General features: G+C 74.0%; 9 protein-coding genes. 5 read left to right on the top strand and 4 right to left on the bottom strand.

Annotation, left to right across the window (positions count from 1 at the left end; genetic code table 11):
• Positions 1 to 24 precede the first annotated feature (24 nt).
• From AB0H12_RS28995 to AB0H12_RS28985, 3 genes are all read left to right on the top strand, one after another.
• Positions 25 to 1371 (top strand): ABC transporter substrate-binding protein, encoded by a 1347-nt coding sequence (locus tag AB0H12_RS28995; protein WP_499627049.1) that lies wholly within the window; start codon positions 25 to 27, stop codon positions 1369 to 1371.
• An 81-nt stretch (positions 1372 to 1452) separates the two neighbouring features.
• Complete coding sequence (locus AB0H12_RS28990) at positions 1453 to 3213, top strand: glycoside hydrolase family 35 protein (protein ID WP_499627047.1); 1761 nt, start codon at positions 1453 to 1455, stop codon at positions 3211 to 3213.
• 92 nt (positions 3214 to 3305) lie between these two features.
• Positions 3306 to 4355 carry a LacI family DNA-binding transcriptional regulator gene (locus AB0H12_RS28985; protein WP_499627046.1) on the top strand — a complete coding sequence of 350 codons (1050 nt, stop codon included), beginning with the start codon at positions 3306 to 3308 and terminating at the stop codon, positions 4353 to 4355.
• Positions 4356 to 4364: 9 nt separating this feature from the next.
• Here AB0H12_RS28985 and AB0H12_RS28980 read toward each other — a convergent pair whose 3' ends face one another.
• From AB0H12_RS28980 to AB0H12_RS28970, 3 genes are read right to left on the bottom strand one after another with little or no spacing between them, the layout of a single operon-like run.
• On the bottom strand, positions 4365 to 6077 hold the full coding sequence (locus tag AB0H12_RS28980; RefSeq protein WP_499627044.1) for an ABC transporter ATP-binding protein: 1713 nt from the start codon (positions 6075 to 6077) through the stop codon (positions 4365 to 4367).
• Positions 6074 to 7885, bottom strand: a complete 1812-nt coding sequence (locus AB0H12_RS28975) for an ABC transporter ATP-binding protein (RefSeq protein ID WP_499627042.1) — start codon at positions 7883 to 7885, stop codon at positions 6074 to 6076. Before AB0H12_RS28975 ends, AB0H12_RS28980 begins: the two co-directional genes overlap by 4 nt.
• On the bottom strand, positions 7882 to 8889 hold the full coding sequence (locus tag AB0H12_RS28970; RefSeq protein ID WP_499627040.1) for an alpha/beta hydrolase: 1008 nt from the start codon (positions 8887 to 8889) through the stop codon (positions 7882 to 7884). The genes AB0H12_RS28975 and AB0H12_RS28970 overlap by 4 nt, the downstream gene beginning before the upstream one ends.
• Positions 8890 to 8966: 77 nt before the next feature.
• Between AB0H12_RS28970 and AB0H12_RS28965 the strand changes: the two genes are divergently transcribed.
• Complete coding sequence (locus AB0H12_RS28965; RefSeq protein WP_499627039.1) at positions 8967 to 9545, top strand: TetR/AcrR family transcriptional regulator; 579 nt, start codon at positions 8967 to 8969, stop codon at positions 9543 to 9545.
• 165 nt (positions 9546 to 9710) lie between these two features.
• Positions 9711 to 12869 (top strand): S8 family serine peptidase, encoded by a 3159-nt coding sequence (locus tag AB0H12_RS28960; RefSeq protein ID WP_499627037.1) that lies wholly within the window; start codon positions 9711 to 9713, stop codon positions 12867 to 12869.
• A gap of 48 nt (positions 12870 to 12917) precedes the next feature.
• Here the strand turns inward: AB0H12_RS28960 and AB0H12_RS28955 are convergent, their stop codons facing one another.
• Complete coding sequence (locus AB0H12_RS28955) at positions 12918 to 15602, bottom strand: nSTAND1 domain-containing NTPase (RefSeq protein ID WP_499627035.1); 2685 nt, start codon at positions 15600 to 15602, stop codon at positions 12918 to 12920.
• Between the last annotated feature and the right edge of the window lie 193 nt (positions 15603 to 15795).

The raw sequence follows: 15795 nt of genomic DNA, 5'->3' as shown, positions 1-15795 counted from the left end.
ACCGCCGCGAAAGGACCCCCAACCATGTCACCCACCAGGCGCAGCCGGGTGGCCATAGTCCTGGCCACCGCCCTCGCCACCGTGCTCTCCGCCTGCTCCTCCGGCGGCGACGGCGGCGGCACGACGCCGGGCGGCGCAACCGGCACCCAGGACGCGGTCGACGCCGCCCTGCGCGACGGGGGCGAGATCACCTACTGGAGCTGGACCCCGTCCGCCAAGGCGCAGGTCGAGGCGTTCCAGAAGGAATTCCCCAACATCAAGGTCAACTACGTCAACGCCGGCACCGGCAACGACCACTACACCAAGCTCCAGAACGCCATCAAGGCCGGCTCCGGCGCGCCCGACGTCGCCCAGGTCGAGTACCAGGCACTCCCCCAGTTCGCGCTGACCGGCTCGCTGGTCGACCTCGGCCAGTACGGCTTCCAGGCGTTCGAGGGCGATTACACCCCCTCGACGTGGAACTCGGTCAAGGTCGGCGGCGGCCTGTTCGGCCTGCCCCAGGACTCCGGCCCCATGGCCCTGTTCTACAACAAGGCGCTCTTCGACCAGCACGGCATCACCGTCCCCAAGACCTGGGACGAGTACGTCGAAGCGGCCCGGAAGCTGCACGCCGCCGACCCGACCAAGTACATCACCAACGACACCGGTGACGCGGGCTTCACGACCAGCATGATCTGGCAGGCGGGCGGCAAGCCGTTCAGCACGGACGGCAAGTCCGTGAAGATCGACCTCCAGGACGAGGGCGCGAAGAAGTGGACCGCCGCGTGGGACCAGCTCGTCGAGGAGAAGCTGGTCTCCTCGATCCCCGGCTGGAGCGACGCCTGGTACAAGGCGCTGGGTGACGGCACGATCGCCACGCTGCCGACCGGCGCGTGGATGCCCGGCGTGATGGAGTCCTCGGTGCCGGGCGGCGCGGGCAAGTGGGCCGTCGCCCCGATGCCGACCTACGACGGCGGCACGCCGGTGACCGCGGAGAACGGCGGCAGCACGCAGTCGGTGCTCAAGCAGAGCGCCAAGCCCGCGCTCGCGGCGGCCTTCGTGCGCTGGCTCAACAACGGCAACGGCGTCAAGCCGTTCCTGGAGAGCGGCGGCTTCCCCGCCACGAAGGCCGACCTCGACTCCGCGGCCTTCAAGGACAAGCCCTCGCCCTACTTCGGCGGGCAGCAGATCAACCAGGTCCTGACCGCCGCCGCCGGCCAGGTCGTGCCAGGCTGGAGCTACCTGCCCTACCAGCTCTACGCCAACACCGTCTTCAACGACACCGTCGGCAAGTCCTACACCGGGGCCACCGGCCTGGACCCCGGCCTGACCGACTGGCAGAAGGCGCTCGTCGACTACGGCAACCAGCAGGGCTTCACCGTCAACGGCTGACTCGACGGCGGGACGGCCGCCGACCGGCCGTCCCGCCCACCGCGCACACCCGCGCCACACCCGGAAGGAACACCCGATCCCGTGCCCGACTTCAGCATCGGCGAGCGCGACTTCCTGCTCGACGGCAGGCCGTTCCGCATCCTGTCCGGGGCCCTGCACTACTTCCGCGTGCACCCCGACCAGTGGGCCGACCGCATCGACAAGGCCCGGCGCATGGGTTTGAACACCATCGAGACCTACGTCGCCTGGAACGCGCACGCGCCCGCACCGGACACCTTCGACCTCACCGGCGGGCTCGACCTCGGGCGTTTCCTGCGCCTGGTCGCCGACGCCGGCATGCACGCGATCGTCCGCCCGGGTCCCTACATCTGCGCCGAGTGGGACAACGGCGGCCTGCCCGCCTGGCTGTTCCGCGACCCCGAGGTGGGGGTCCGCCGCGCCGAACCCCGTTACCTGGCGGCCGTCAAGACCTACCTCGACCGCGTCTACGACGTCGTCGCCCCGCTCCAGGTCCAGCACGGCGGCCCCGTCATCCTCGTGCAGATCGAGAACGAGTACGGCGCCTTCGGCGACGACAGGACCTACCTCAAGACCTTGGCGGAGCACACCCGCGACGCCGGCATCACCGTGCCGCTGACCACCATCGACCAGCCGACCGACGAGATGCTGGCGGCGGGCAGCCTGGAGGGCTTGCACCGGACCGCGTCCTTCGGCTCACGGGCGGTCGAGCGGCTGGCCGCGCTGCGCCGCCACCAGCCGACCGGTCCGCTGATGTGCGCCGAGTTCTGGAACGGCTGGTTCGACCACTGGGGCAGCCACCACCACACCACCCCCGCCGCGGACAGCGCCGCCGAACTCGACGCGCTGCTCTCCGCCGGAGCCTCGGTCAACGTCTACATGTTCCACGGCGGCACCAACTTCGGCTTCACCAGCGGCGCCAACGACAAGGGCGTCTACCAGCCGACCATCACCTCCTACGACTACGACGCACCGCTGGACGAAGCCGGCAACCCCACCGCCAAGTACCACGCGTTCCGCGAGGTCATCGCCCGCCACCACGACGTGCCCGACGAGCCGCCGCCCGCCGCGCGACCGACACCGCGGCTCACGGTGGCGTTGACCGATCCCGTTGCCCTGCTCGACCTGGCCCGGCGGTCGACCGCCTGGCAGCGCCACGACACCGTGCCCGCCCTCGACGACCTGGACGGCGCGCCGCGGCTGGCGCTGGCGACCACGCGGGTCGACGCCTCGGACCCCGCCGTGCTGTGCTTCGGCGAGGTGCGCGACCACGCCTCGGTGTTCCTGGACGGCCGACCGGTCGGCGCCCTGCTGCGCGAGCACCACCAACGCGCCCTCGGCCTGCCGCGCGCGGCAGGCGAGTTGGCGGTCCTGGTCGAGGACCACGGGCGGGTCAACTACGGGCCGCGCATCGGGGAACCCAAGGGCCTCGTCGGCGGCGCGACCCTGGACGGCCGTCCCCTGACCGGCTGGAACGTGCTCCCGCTCGCCCTCGACGCGCCACCGGCGGCGTGGCCGGACGGGGACGAGCGCAGACCCGTGCCCGGAGCGGTGCCGGGTCCGGTGTTCCTGCGCGCCCGGTTCGACCTCGACCGGCCCACCGACCTCCACCTGGACACCGGCGGTTGGGGCCGGGGCGTGGTGTGGGTCAACGGGTTCTGCCTCGGCCGGTACTGGTCGCGCGGCCCGCAGCGCACCCTGTACGTGCCCGGCCCGGTGCTGCGCGCCGAGGGCAACGAGCTGGCCGTCCTCGAACTCGCCGCCCTGACCGATCCCACGGCCCGGTTCGTGCCGGAACCGCTCCTCGGCCACACCGAAGCGTGATCGATGTTTGCGCAAACAATCCGCACCGGGCACCGGCTATAGTGGCGACGCGCCACACGGCGTCGACGCTGCCGCCGGAGAGGAGCCCAGACGTGACAGGGGAATCCGCGTCCGGGCAGCCCGCCGTGCGGCGCGCGCCCGCCCGCCGGGTGTCGATGGCCGACGTCGCCCGGCTGGCCGGTGTGTCGGCGCAGACGGTGTCGCGGGTGTCCAACGGGCACCCCAGCGTCGTCGGCTCCACGCGCGAGCAGGTGTTGGACGCCATGCGGCGCCTCGGCTACCGGCCCAACAGCGCGGCCCGCGCGCTCAAGTACGGCGAGTTCCGCACCATCGGCGTCATCCTCTTCACCCTCTCCACGGTCGGCAACAGCCGCACCCTGGAGGCCATAGTGGACCACGCCGCGCACGAGGGTTACGCCATCACGTTGATCCCCGTGGCGGTGCCCACCCAGGACGGCGTGCTCGGCGCGTTCACCCGGCTGGGCGAGCTGGCCGTCGACGCGGTCATCGTGATCATGGAGGTGCACCTCCTCGACGCGGCCACGATGACGCTCCCGCTCGGCATCCCGGCCGTGATCGTCGACTCCAACGGCGGCGACCGCTACACCGTCGTGGACACCGACCAGGCCGACGGCACCCGCCAGGCGGTGCGCCACCTGCTCGAACTGGGCCACCACACCGTCTGGCACGTCGCCGGCCCCGAGGACTCCTACGCCGCCGAACGCCGGGCCGAGGCGTGGCGCGCGACCCTGACCGAAGCCGGCCTGCCCGTGCCCGCGATGTCGCGCGGCGACTGGTCGGCCGGCTCCGGCTACCGCGCGGGGCTGGCGCTCGCCGACGAGCCCGGCTGCACGGCGGTGTTCGCGGCGAACGACCAGATGGCGCTGGGCCTGCTGCGCGCGTTCCACGAGAAGGGGAAGGTGGTGCCGCGCGACATCAGCGTCGTCGGTTTCGACGACATCCCCGACACCACCTCCTTCATCCCGCCGCTGACCACCGTGCACCAGGACTTCACCGAGGTCGGCCGCCGCTGCGTCGAACGCGTCCTGCGCCAGGTGCACCACCGCCGCACCAAGCCCGGCACCACGCTGGTCCCGACCCGCCTGGTGGTCCGCTCCAGCACCGCGCCGCCCCCGGCCTGACCGGACGGCTCACGAGACCGGCGTCGGCTGTGACAGCCGCCAGAACTCGGCGTAGCGGCCACCGAGGCGCAGCAGCTCCTCGTGGGAGCCTTCCTCGACGATCCGGCCGCCGTCCAGGAAGGCGATCCGGTCGGCACGTCGGACGGTCCGCATCCGGTGCGCCACCATCACCACCGTCCGGCCCGCCATCAGGCGCTCGACACCGTCGTGGACGGCCGCCTCGTTCACCGGGTCGAGGGCGGAGGTCACCTCGTCCAGCAGCACGATCGGCGCGTCCTTCAGCAGCGCCCGCGCGATCGAGACGCGCTGGCGCTCACCGCCCGAGAGCCGCGCGCCGCCCTCGCCGACGTTCGTCGCCCAACCGCCGGGCAGCCGCTCGACCACCTCGTCCAACCGGGCCGCCGACGCTGCCTCCCGCACCTCGGCGGCGCTCGCGTCGGGACGGCCGAGGCGCACGTTCTCCTCGATCGTGCCGTCGAAGAGGTAGACGTCCTGGAACACGAACGCGATCCGCGCCATCAGCTCCTCGGTGTCGATGGCGCGCACGTCCACCCCACCCACGCGCACCGCGCCCGCGTCCACGTCGTAGAACCGCGCGAGCAGCTGGAGCACCGTGCTCTTGCCCGCGCCCGACGGGCCGACCACGGCGAGCCGCTGCCCCTCCGGCACGGTCAACGACACGTCGTCGACCACCGTGCGGTCACCGTGCCGGAAGGTGACGGCGTCCAGTTCCAGCCCGTGGTGGCGCGGCCGGACCGGCTCACGTGGTCGCGGCAGCGGCTCGGCGCGCAACACCGCGTCGAGCCGCGCCAGCTCGAAACGCGCGCCGCGCAGCTTGCCGCCGATGTCCGACAGCGACAGCAGCGGGTCCGCGCACCGGGCGGCCAGCACCAGGATCGCCACGACCTCGGCCGCGCCGATGTGCCCGCCGAGCGCGAGGTGCGCGCCCAGGACGAGCACCACGGTGAACATCGCCTGCACCACCAGCGCCAGGCCCACCGCGCCGGGCAACGCCGACCGCACGGAGCGGCGTGACGCGCGCTGGACGTCCCGCAGCGAGTCGTCCAGCGACCGGAAGCGCTCGCCGGTCCGGCCGCCGGCCCGCAGCACCGGCTGCGCCTGGAGGTACTCGATGACCCTCCCGGCGGCCTCGTGGTCGCGTTCGGCGCGCTCGGCGTCGGCGGTGGCCGCCGAGCGTCCCGTCCAGGACTGGACCGCCGCCACGACCGGTGCCGCCACCAGCGCGGCCAGCCCCAACCGCCAGTCGAAGCCGAGCATCACGACCACGATCGTCAGCGGGGTCACGGCGGCGGAGACGAACGGCGCCAGCAGGTGCGCGATCACGCCCATGGCCTGCAGCACCCCGGTGCCGGCCAGGACGGACAGCTCCCCGACCCGGCCACCGTCGTACCAGCCGACGGGCAGGCGGGCCAGGTGGTCGCCGAGCCGGTGGTACATGCCGCGCAGCAACGTGGTCCCGGCGCGGAACCCGGACAGGTCGCTGCGGTAGCGCAGCACCGCGTAGACCGCGACGGCGGCGCCGAACGCGATCAGCGACGGCCACACGTCTCCGGGCGTGTTCCCGAGCAGTGCCCGCAGCACGGGGACCAGCAGCGCGTAGGACAGGCCTTCGGCTATCGCGGTGATCGTCATCAGGGTCACGGTGCGGCGCACCGGCCGGGCGTACTCGTTCCCCAGCACCCGCAGCAGCATCCGGATCATCGGGGTTCGCCTCCTCGTCGGGCGGGGGTCTCGTCGTCCGTCGCCGCTCGGTGCGATTGCCAGAACGCGGCGAACTTCCCGTTCCGCGCCAGCAGTTCGGCGGGTGCGCCGCGCTCCACGATCACCCCGTCCTCCAGCACCACCACGGTGTCGGCGTCGGCGATCGTCTCCAGGCGGTGGGCGATCACGAGGGTCGTCCGGTCGCCCACCGACGTCGCCAGCGCCCGGCGCACCGCCTGTTCGGTCCGCGGGTCGGCGAAGGCGGTCGCCTCGTCCAGCACCAGCACGGGCGCGTCGGCGAGCAGCGCGCGGGCGAGCGAGATCCGCTGCGCCTCGCCGCCCGACAGCCCGGCGTCCTCGCCGATCACCGACTCGTACCCGCGCGGCAGTTCGAGGATCCGGTCGTGGACGTCGGCCAGCCGGGCGGCGCGGACCACGTCGTCGCGATCGGCGTGCGGCACCGCCAGCGCGATGTTGTCCGCGACCGACGCGCGCAGCAGGGACGTGGACTGGAAGACGAACGAGACCCTCCGGTAGAGCTCGCGGCTGCCGAGGTCGCGCAGGTCGACACCGCCGAGGAGGACCGAGCCGCGGGTCGGGTCGAAGAACCGCGGCAACAGCTGGACCAGCGTGGACTTCCCGCTGCCCGAGGGGCCGACGACCGCGGTGGTCGTGCCCGGTTCGAGCACCAGGTCGATCCCGCGCAACACCTCGTGACCCGGCTCGTAGCCGAATCGCACGTCACGCAGCTCCACCCGGTGCCCGCGTGGCGCGACCGGGTGCGCGGGCTCCGGCAGCGACCGCACCGCCAGCACGTCCCGGATCCGGTCGAGCGCGCGCCGTGCGGCCTGGAGGTCGTCGAAGCCGTGGCCGAGGGCCGCCACCGGAGCCGTCAGGCCGAGCCCGAGCAGCACGAACGGCAGCAGGTCGGCCGGCGCCAGGCCACCGGACGTGATCAGGGCCGCGCCGCCGATCAGCACGACCAGCAGCACGAACGGCGGCGACAGCGCCAGCTGCATCCCGGCGGCGACCCCGGCCATGCCGTGCACCCACCGGTTGAAGGCGCCGACGAAATCGTCCACCGCCGTGCGGAACCGGCGATGGGCGCGCTCACCACCGCCGAACGCCTTCACCACCGAGATGCCCCGCACGAACTCGACCACCGAGCTCGCGATCCGGCCCATGGCGCCGTCGAACTCCTCCTGCTCGCGCAGCCGGGCCGGCGTCATCATCAGGGGGACCAGCGCCACCGCCAGCGCCACCGGGATCAACGTGATCAGCGTGAGCCGCCAGTCGACGGTGACCAGGTAGGCCAACGACACCAGCGGCACCACGAACGCGGAGACGAGCTCGCCGGGGGCGTGGGCGATGACCGGGTGCACCGCGCTCACGTCCTCCCCCACGACCTTCGCCAGCTCGCCGGTCCGGCGGCCGGAGAACCAGCCGATCGGCGCACGCCCCAGCCGTGCGGCCAACGCCCGTCGGAACGACAGCTGCGCCCGGCCGTCGAGGAGGTGCCCCACCGCGGCCGACGCGGACGTGAACAGCAGCCGCACCACCAGGCCGACCGCGCCCGCGACCACGACGAACCACACGTGGCCGTGGTCCACCGGACCGGGCGACAGCAGCGCACGACCCAGTTCGACCACCGCCAGCAACGGCGCCAGCCCCGCGACCGCGCCGACCACCTGGAGCACGACGACGGCGGCGAAGGTCCACCGGTGGGGGCGCAGCAGCCCTGCCAGGCCCGGTCCCGCCGGGTCGACGGCCGGCGCCGCGGACCGCGCGCTCGCCCCCGTGACGGTCATCGGTCCCCCACCTTCGCCGGTCTCGTCGCGAGGCGGTCCCGGAGGAACCCGGCAACCTCCGCGCGCGCGGCCTTCGCCTGCCGCACCACGCCCGGCATGCTGAGGAACCCGTGCGTCGCCCCGGGGTGTTCGGTGAGCCGCGCGGGCGTCCCCGACTCGCGCAGCCGTTCGGCGTAGCGGCGGCCGTGATCGGCCAGCGGGTCGACGGTCGGCACCACCACGAGCGCCGGGGCCAGCCCGCTCAGGTCGTCGGCGCGCAGCGGCGACATCGCACGGGCATCCGTTCCCGGCGGAACGGCCAATCGCCGGTACAGCCGCACGTACGTCGTGGTCAGCATCGGGCTGTTCGCGTGCCGGGTCATCGAGGGGTGGTCGAACGCCGCGTCGGTCAGGTCGAGCGCGGGGTTGACCAACACCTGCGCCCGCAGCGGCAGCCCGGACTCCCTGGCCCGGATCGCGGCCAGCGCGGCGATCACCCCGCCGTTGCTCTCCCCGAAGACCGCGGTCCGCGCCGGGTCGACTCCCCACTGCCCGGCGTGCCGCACCACGTGCCGCAGCACGTCCCAACCGTCGTCGACGGCCGCCGGCAGCGGAGTCCCCGGAGCGAGGAGCCGGTGCTCGACCGAGACGACGACCGCGGGCAGCCGTGCGGCGAGGTGGCTGTTCACCCAGTCGCTCTGCGCCGCCGTGCCGACGAAGCCGCCGCCGTGCACGTGGAGCACGAGCGGCAGGTCGACGCCCCCGCCGCGGTCCGGCGACGGCCGGTACACCCGGACCCGGACCTCGCGGTCGGGCAACGTCACCTCCTGCCACCGGATCCCGGCGCCGCGATCCGGCAGCCCGGTGATCACCCGGCCCAGGCGGGACGCCCGCCTGCGGTTCTCCGCGTCGCGGAAGGCGATCAGCTCCTCCCCCGTCATCGCCGACCAGTCCGGCTCCTTCCTCAGGGCGTGCAGCAGCCGGATCCCCATCGACGGGCGTTCGGCGCCGGTGACGTCGTCCATGTCTCCTCCTCGACCACCGTAGTTTCGCTACCGATGGTATCGATACCGATCGTAGCGCAATTGGCTATCGTGTGGTCATGACCCGAGCGACCCCGTCCGGCAGGCCGCCCGGCCGCCCGCGCGCCGGCATCGACGCGGTGGTCTTCGCCGCGACGCTGGGCACCATCCACGAGCTCGGCTACGCGGGCGCGACGATGGACCGCATCGCGGCAGCGGCGGGGGTCGCGAAGACGACGCTCTACCGCCGGTGGGAGTCGAAGGGCGCGCTGATCGTGGACTGCATCCTCGACGCGTTCGGCCCGCTGCGGCCGGAGAGCGCCGACCGGGTCGAGATCCTGACCTCGGCCGTCCGGTTGGCCGCGGCGAAGATCGGCGAGCCGGGGCTCGCCGCGGCGTTCGCGGGCGTGTTCGTGGACGCCATCAGCGATCCGGCCCTGCGCGAAGTCCTGTCGACGCGGTTGCAGGCCCCGTACCTCGCCGTGCTCCAGGACGCGCTGGGCGAGCCGGAGGACCGGGTCCTGCTCTTCATCGACGTCGTCGTCGGGACCCTGCTGCACCGGATGGGCATGACCGGCGTGCCGATGGTCGACGCCGACGTCGACGCGCTGATCGGGATGATCCTGCGCGACTTCGCCGACTCCGACGGCCCGGCCTAGACCCACCGCCGGACACGACCGCGCCGCCGGTGTTCACAACTCGTTGTTCAGCCTGCTCCGGGCGAACCTGAACACCCTCCGCGCCGCTTCACTCGGGACCGATGACGGAGCCCGTGCCGCGTCCACCGTCCGCGGCACGGGCTCCCTTACGGACAGGGAGGTCCCGTGGCGCGAAGAGCAGTGGCGTTGGCGCTGGCCGCCGCACTGGCGGGAACGGCGGCGCCCGCCCACGCCGCACCCGACAGCACACCACCGGACACGACCGCGCCCGGCGGCGCGCGGGGCACGACGTCGCCGAACGACCGCAAGACCGTCACCCTCGTCACCGGCGACCGGGTCGTCCTCGACGGCGACCGGGTCGTCTCCGTCACCCCCGGCGCGCACCGGCAGGACGTCTCGTTCCAGGTCACCCGGCACGCGGGCCGCCTGCGCGTGGTCCCGGCCGACGTGGCCCGACCGCTGGCCGAGGGCCGGGTGGACCAGCGGCTGTTCGACGTCACCGGGCTGGTCGAGGCCGGGTACGACGACGCGCGGCGCGACACCGTGCCGGTGATCGTCTCCGGGAGCCGCCCGCCGTCGGGCGCACGGGTGGCCGACGCGCTGCCCGCCGTCGACGCGGTGGCGGCCGAGGTCCCGAAGTCGACCGGGTGGCTCGAACTGCCCGAGGGCCCCGGCAAGGTGTGGCTGGACGGGATGGCCCGACCGCTGCTGGACCGCAGCACCACGCAGGTCGGCGCGCCGGCGGCGTGGGCGGCCGGGCTGACCGGCGCGGGCGTGACCGTCGCGGTCGTCGACACCGGCGTGGAGGGCGATCACCCCGACCTGGTCGGGCGGGAGGTCGCCGGGCGCGACTTCAGCCACGAGCAGGACGGCGTCGACCACTTCGGCCACGGCACGCACGTCGCGTCCACGATCCTCGGCCACCGCGCGCCGTACCGGGGAGTCGCGCCGGACGCGCGACTGCTCGACGCGAAGGTGTGCGACCGCGAGGGCTTCTGCCCGGAGTCGGCGATCATCGAGGGGATGCGCTGGGCCGCGGAGCAGGGCGCGGACGTGGTGAACATCAGCCTCGGCCTGCCGCCGAGCGACGACGTCGACCCGGTCGAGGCCGCCGTGGACGCCCTGTCGGCGAGCCACGGCACGCTGTTCGTCGTCTCGGCGGGCAACTCGGGTGACGCGCCGGGCACCCTGCTCTCACCGGGCACCGCCGACGCCGCGCTGACCGTCGGCGCGGTGGACCGCGACGACTCGCCGGCCGACTTCTCCAGCCGGGGACCGAGGGTCGCGGACGGCGCGGTCAAGCCCGACATCACCGCGCCGGGCGTGGACGTCGTCGCGGCGAAGGCGAGCACCGGCGGAGCCCTCGGCACGCCCGTCGGCGAGCACCACGTGGCGCTGTCCGGCACGTCGATGGCCTCGCCGCACGTCGCCGGCGCCGCGGCGCTGCTGGCCCAGCGGCACCCGGACTGGAACGGCGCGCGGCTCAAGGCGGCGCTGACCGCCTCGGCGCGGCCGAACCCGGCGCTGGGCGTGCACGACCAGGGCTCGGGCCGCCTGGACATCGCCGCGGCGCTGTCCACGACGATCACCAGCCAACCCACGTCGGTCGTCCTCGGCAGGCACGAGTGGCCGCACGACGACGACCGGCCCACCACGAAACCCCTGGCCTACCGCAACGACGGCGCGCAGCCGGTCACGCTGGACCTGGCGGTGCGGGCGAACGGGCCCGGCGTGTTCTCGGTGTCCCCGACGAGCGTCACCGTCCCGGCGGGCGGCACCGCCGAGGTCGCCGTCACGGGTGACGCGCGGCAGGCGTCCGCGGACGGCGCGCACTCGGGGACGGTGGTGGCGACCGCGGGCGGCACGGAGGTGCTGCGGACACCGGTCGGCCTCAACCGCGAGGCGGAGAGCTACCCGGTGACCTTCGACCACCCCGGCGCGACCGACGGCAGGGCGTTCACGCTCCTGGTGCACATGGCCACCGGTGCGCACACCTACGTGCGGGACGGCACCGCGCGGCTGCCCAAGGGCGACTACCTGGTGCAGACGCTGCTGGGCCCGGAGGAGGGCCCGCACACGATCGTCACGCGGCCGGACCTCCGGGTCGAGGGAGCGGCGCACGTGGTCCTCGACGCCCGTGCGGCGGGACCGCTGGAGGTCGTCGCGCCCGATCCGGCCGCGACGGCGAGCGAGCACCACATGGTGGTCGAGCGCCGGCTCGGCGAGCACGCCGTGAGCGTGGGGGTGTACCACCCCGGCGGTTTCCGGGCGGGGACGCGGATCGGTCACGCCGGGCCGTCGCTGCCCGCCGACGAGCTGGACGTCTTCTTCTCCGCGCAGTCCGCGAGCCCGTCGGCGGCCTACTGGCTGGAGTGGGTCGAGCACGGCCGGGTGCCCGACGGGTTCGTGCGCCGGCCACGCGAGTCGGACCTGGCGAAGGTGCGCACCGCGTTCGCCCCGAAGAGCACGGGCGGGTACCGGGAGTTGGGCGGCTACGTGGTCGCGCCGTCCGGTGCGATCGGTCCGGCCTTGTTCACGGACGTGGCTTCCTCGCCCGTCTTCACGCGCTACACGACACCGGATGTCGTCTGGCAGACGCTGTACGTCGACGAAGGAGCTCTGATGACCGCGAAACAGGAGCGGTACGGCGCGGGCCGGACCTACGACCGGTCGTTCGGCGCGCCCGTCATCGGTCCGGTGATGTACTCCGGCGACTACCCGAACCTGGTGCGCACCGGGAACGAGGTGGCGATCTCCCTGTCGCTGTTCGGCGACCGCGAGGGCAACGAGGGCTACTCCAGGACCGCCGCCGCGCGGACCGCGCTGTACCGCGACGGGGAACTGGTGGGCGAGAACGACAGCAGCGGCCACGGGGTGTTCTTGGTGCCACCGGGGCCCGCGGTGTTCCGGGCGCGGACCGAGGTGACGCGCGCGCCGGAGGTCTCGGACTTCAGCACGCGCATCGAGGTCGACTGGACGTTCCGCTCGGACACCACCAACCGCGAACGGCGGCTGCCGATGTCGGTGGTGCGGTTCACCCCGGAGCTGGACCACACGGGCAGCGCGCCCGCGTACCGGCCGCTGATCGTGCCGCTGGTGGTGGACCAGCAGCGCGGCGTGGACAACCCGCCGCTGCGCCACTTCCGCGTGGAGGTGTCCTACGACGACGGTGCGAGCTGGGTGAGCCTCCCGGTGCTGGGGCGTGCGGCGCTGGTGGGCAACCGGGCGAAGCCGGGGACGTTCGCCTCGCTGCGCGTGCACGCCACCGACGGCCGGGGCGGCGAGTTGAGCCAGACCGTGATCCGGGCCTACCGGCTCGGCTGACGGTCCGCGGACGCGCCGGGCGGGTGACCGTCCACCCGCCCGGCGCCGTCACGGGCACAGCGGTTGTCGCGCCACCCCCGGGAAGTGCGCCGCCCAGTCGACGTCGACGAGTTCGGGGCACACGTCGCGGATCACCTGGTCGACGTCCACCGTGAGCCGCCACAACGCGCCGTGGCTCTCCACCATGAGCAGCTCGCCCCGTTCGTAGCGCACCGCGTCGAACTCCACCCCCGACGCGCGCAGCGACAGCGTTTCCCGACCGCTCAGGTCCCACAGCCACACCGAGTCGCGGTGCACCGCCGTGACGACCTCGCCGTCGCGGGAGAACTCGACCACAGCCGCTTCCGGGATCCCGTCCGCCTCCAGCAGCGTCCTGGACCCGTCGAGCACGGTGAGGCGCGCGTCGTCCCGGTCGGAGACGGCGAGCAGGGCTCCCGGACCCGTCACGAGCGACAGCCGCGCGTCGCGGCTGAACACCGGCGTGACCCTTCCGTCCAGCGACCACACCTCCACCTGCCGCCGGTCGCCGTCGTGGCGGGCCAGGACCACGCCGGTGCCGTCGTCCAGCGGCATGGCGTACTCGACGTCGTCGACGGGCAGGCGGGTGCGGGTGGTGTCGCCGGGGCGCCAGTGGACCGCGCCGCCGTCCTCGACGCCGGTCAGGAGGGTGCCCGTCGCGTCGATGCCGAGGGGGAACGGCCAGTCGGTCATGGTGCTGGCGATGCGCGGCGCGGCGGGGTCGCTCAGGTCCCACAGCTGGAACTCGTCGGTGTCGACCACCACGAGCGCGGTGCGCTCGTCGGCGCTGATCTGGTACAGGAAGCCGGTGGGCGGTTGTGGCAACCGACCGGCCTGCTGCTGTTCCGGGCCGGCCCAGAGCCGGAGTGCGCCCGGGACCCCGGGTTCGGGGCCGTACTCCCGGGTCACCGCGATGCGGCCGGGCACGCGCACGTAACCGCTGCCCAGGGTGGTAGCGGTGCCCGCCGCGCGGGCGAGCAGGAGCGCGTCGCGGGCCTGGGTGGTGGGGGTGACGCGATAGGCGGCCAGGGCGAGCGCCGCCGCTTCGCGCGGGCGGGCCAGCAGGTCCAGGGCGGTGTCGGCGGCGCGCAACGACAGCGTCTGGTTGCGTTCGCGGGTGGCGGCCTGTTGGGCGGTGACCGCGTAGACGGCGGTGGCGGTGAGCAGCAGGACGAGCGCGGCGAGGCAGGCGACGAGCCGCCGCAGCCTGCGCACGCCCCGTCTGCGCAGCGCCTCGCGGTCGCGTTCGGCGGCCAGGCCCGCGTCGACGAACTCCCGCTCGGCGGCGTTGAGGCGGGACGCCAGGCGGCGTGCCTGTTCGAGGTGGACGCCGCGGTAGAGCGCGTCCGGGTCGCGGTCGTGCGCGCGCCAGTCGTCGGCGGCGCCGGTGAGCCTGCGGTGGGCGCGCAGCGCCTCGCGGTCCTCGTCCAGCCAGCCGACGAGCCGCGGCCACGCGCGCAGCAGCGCTTCATGGGTCAGCTCGACGGTGTCGCGGTCGAGGGTGATCAGCCGGGCCGCGGCGAGCCGGTCGAGCAGCGCGTCGCCCGCCTCGAGTTCGGCCCGGGCGACGCGGCGGCGGGTGTCCTCGGTGCCGTCACCGGGTGCGACCAGGCGTTGGAACACCTGCCGCGCCGCCTCCCGGTCCGGCCCGGGTAACGCGTCGTAGACCTGTTCGGCGGTGCGGGCCAGGGCGTGTTCGACGCCGCCCGCGTCCTCGTAGCCCGCGAGGGTGAGCACCGCGCCACGGCGCCGCCGCCACGTCTCGACCAGCACGTGCGAGGCCAGCGGCAGCGCGCCCGACTGGGCGGCGACGTCCGCGATCAGCCGCGCCACCAAGGCGTTCTCCAGCGAGGCTCCGCGGCGGGCGGCGGGTTCGACGACCGCGCGGCGGAACTGCTCGGCGTTCATCGGGCCGACGAGCGACTGCGAGCGGTGCAGCGCGTCGAGCAGCTCGGGGTGGCGGGCGCAGTGGCCGTAGAAGTCGGCGCGCACGCCGATGACGACGTGGGCGGCGCCCGCGGCGTGGGTGAGCGCGCGCACCAGCCAACGGCGGTCGGCCTCCTGGCAGAGGGTGAAGACCTCTTCGAACTGGTCGACCACGAGCAGCAGGTCGTCGGCGGCCCGGCGCAGCAGGACGCGCAGGTGCTCGGGGTCGGCGGCGAGCTCGGCGCGCACCTCGACCGCGGACCGGTCGTCGGCGAGGGCCGCGGCCAACTCGGTGATCGGGTCCGATCCGGGCGTGATGACCAGGTGCGCCCCCCACTGGGCGGCCAGTCCCGCGCGCAGCAACGACGACTTGCCCGCGCCGGACGCGCCGAACACCCCCACGAAGGGCCGTTCCCGCACCAGCGCCAGCAGTCGGCCCACCTCGGCCTCGCGACCGAAGAACCGGTCGGCGTCGGCGACCTGGTAGGCGGCCAGCCCGACGTAGGGCACGTCGCCGTCGTCCTGGCCCTCGGCGGCCAGCTCGCGCCAGCGGGCCGTCCACTCCTCGACGTCGCCCCCGCAGGCGCGGACGAACGCCCTGGTGACCGCGAGGCTGGGCAGCCTCCGTCCCGCGACCGCCTCGGACAGCGCGGCGGGCGAGTAGTTCGCCTGGCGGCCCAGCTCGCGGTAGGACGGCAGCCCGGCGACGCGGCGCAGCCGCCGCAGGTCACCGGCGAACTTCAGCACCGGGGTGTCCTCTTCGACCAGCGGACGTTCCGTGCGCGGCACCCTGATCCCCCTTCGACGCCTCGAATTCTCCCGGCGGAGACCACCGGCGGGGCACCGCCAGGGGTGGCCTTGCACGTTGCGCAACGTTGCGCAAGGCCCCGAACGGTCTCCCCCGAGACGGCCGGTTCGCCTCCCACCCCCAGGTCCACCTGGCCGCTTTGCGAACTCGTAACCCGAATGGCGGATGCCGACC

Source organism: Actinosynnema sp. NPDC023794 (assembly GCF_040639675.1).
GTDB lineage: Bacteria > Actinomycetota > Actinomycetes > Mycobacteriales > Pseudonocardiaceae > Actinosynnema > Actinosynnema luteola.
The sequence above is the reverse complement of the archived record's forward strand: the minus strand, read 5'-3'. Positions and strand labels throughout refer to the sequence as shown.

Coding starts and splice junctions, on each gene's coding strand:
- AB0H12_RS28995 (WP_499627049.1), top strand. CDS start 25: ATGTCACCCACCAGGCGCAGCCGGGTGGCCATAGTCCTGGCCACCGCC.
- AB0H12_RS28980 (WP_499627044.1), bottom strand. CDS start 6,077: ATGATCCGGATGCTGCTGCGGGTGCTGGGGAACGAGTACGCCCGGCCG.
- AB0H12_RS28975 (WP_499627042.1), bottom strand. CDS start 7,885: ATGACCGTCACGGGGGCGAGCGCGCGGTCCGCGGCGCCGGCCGTCGAC.
- AB0H12_RS28970 (WP_499627040.1), bottom strand. CDS start 8,889: ATGGACGACGTCACCGGCGCCGAACGCCCGTCGATGGGGATCCGGCTG.
- AB0H12_RS28965 (WP_499627039.1), top strand. CDS start 8,967: ATGACCCGAGCGACCCCGTCCGGCAGGCCGCCCGGCCGCCCGCGCGCC.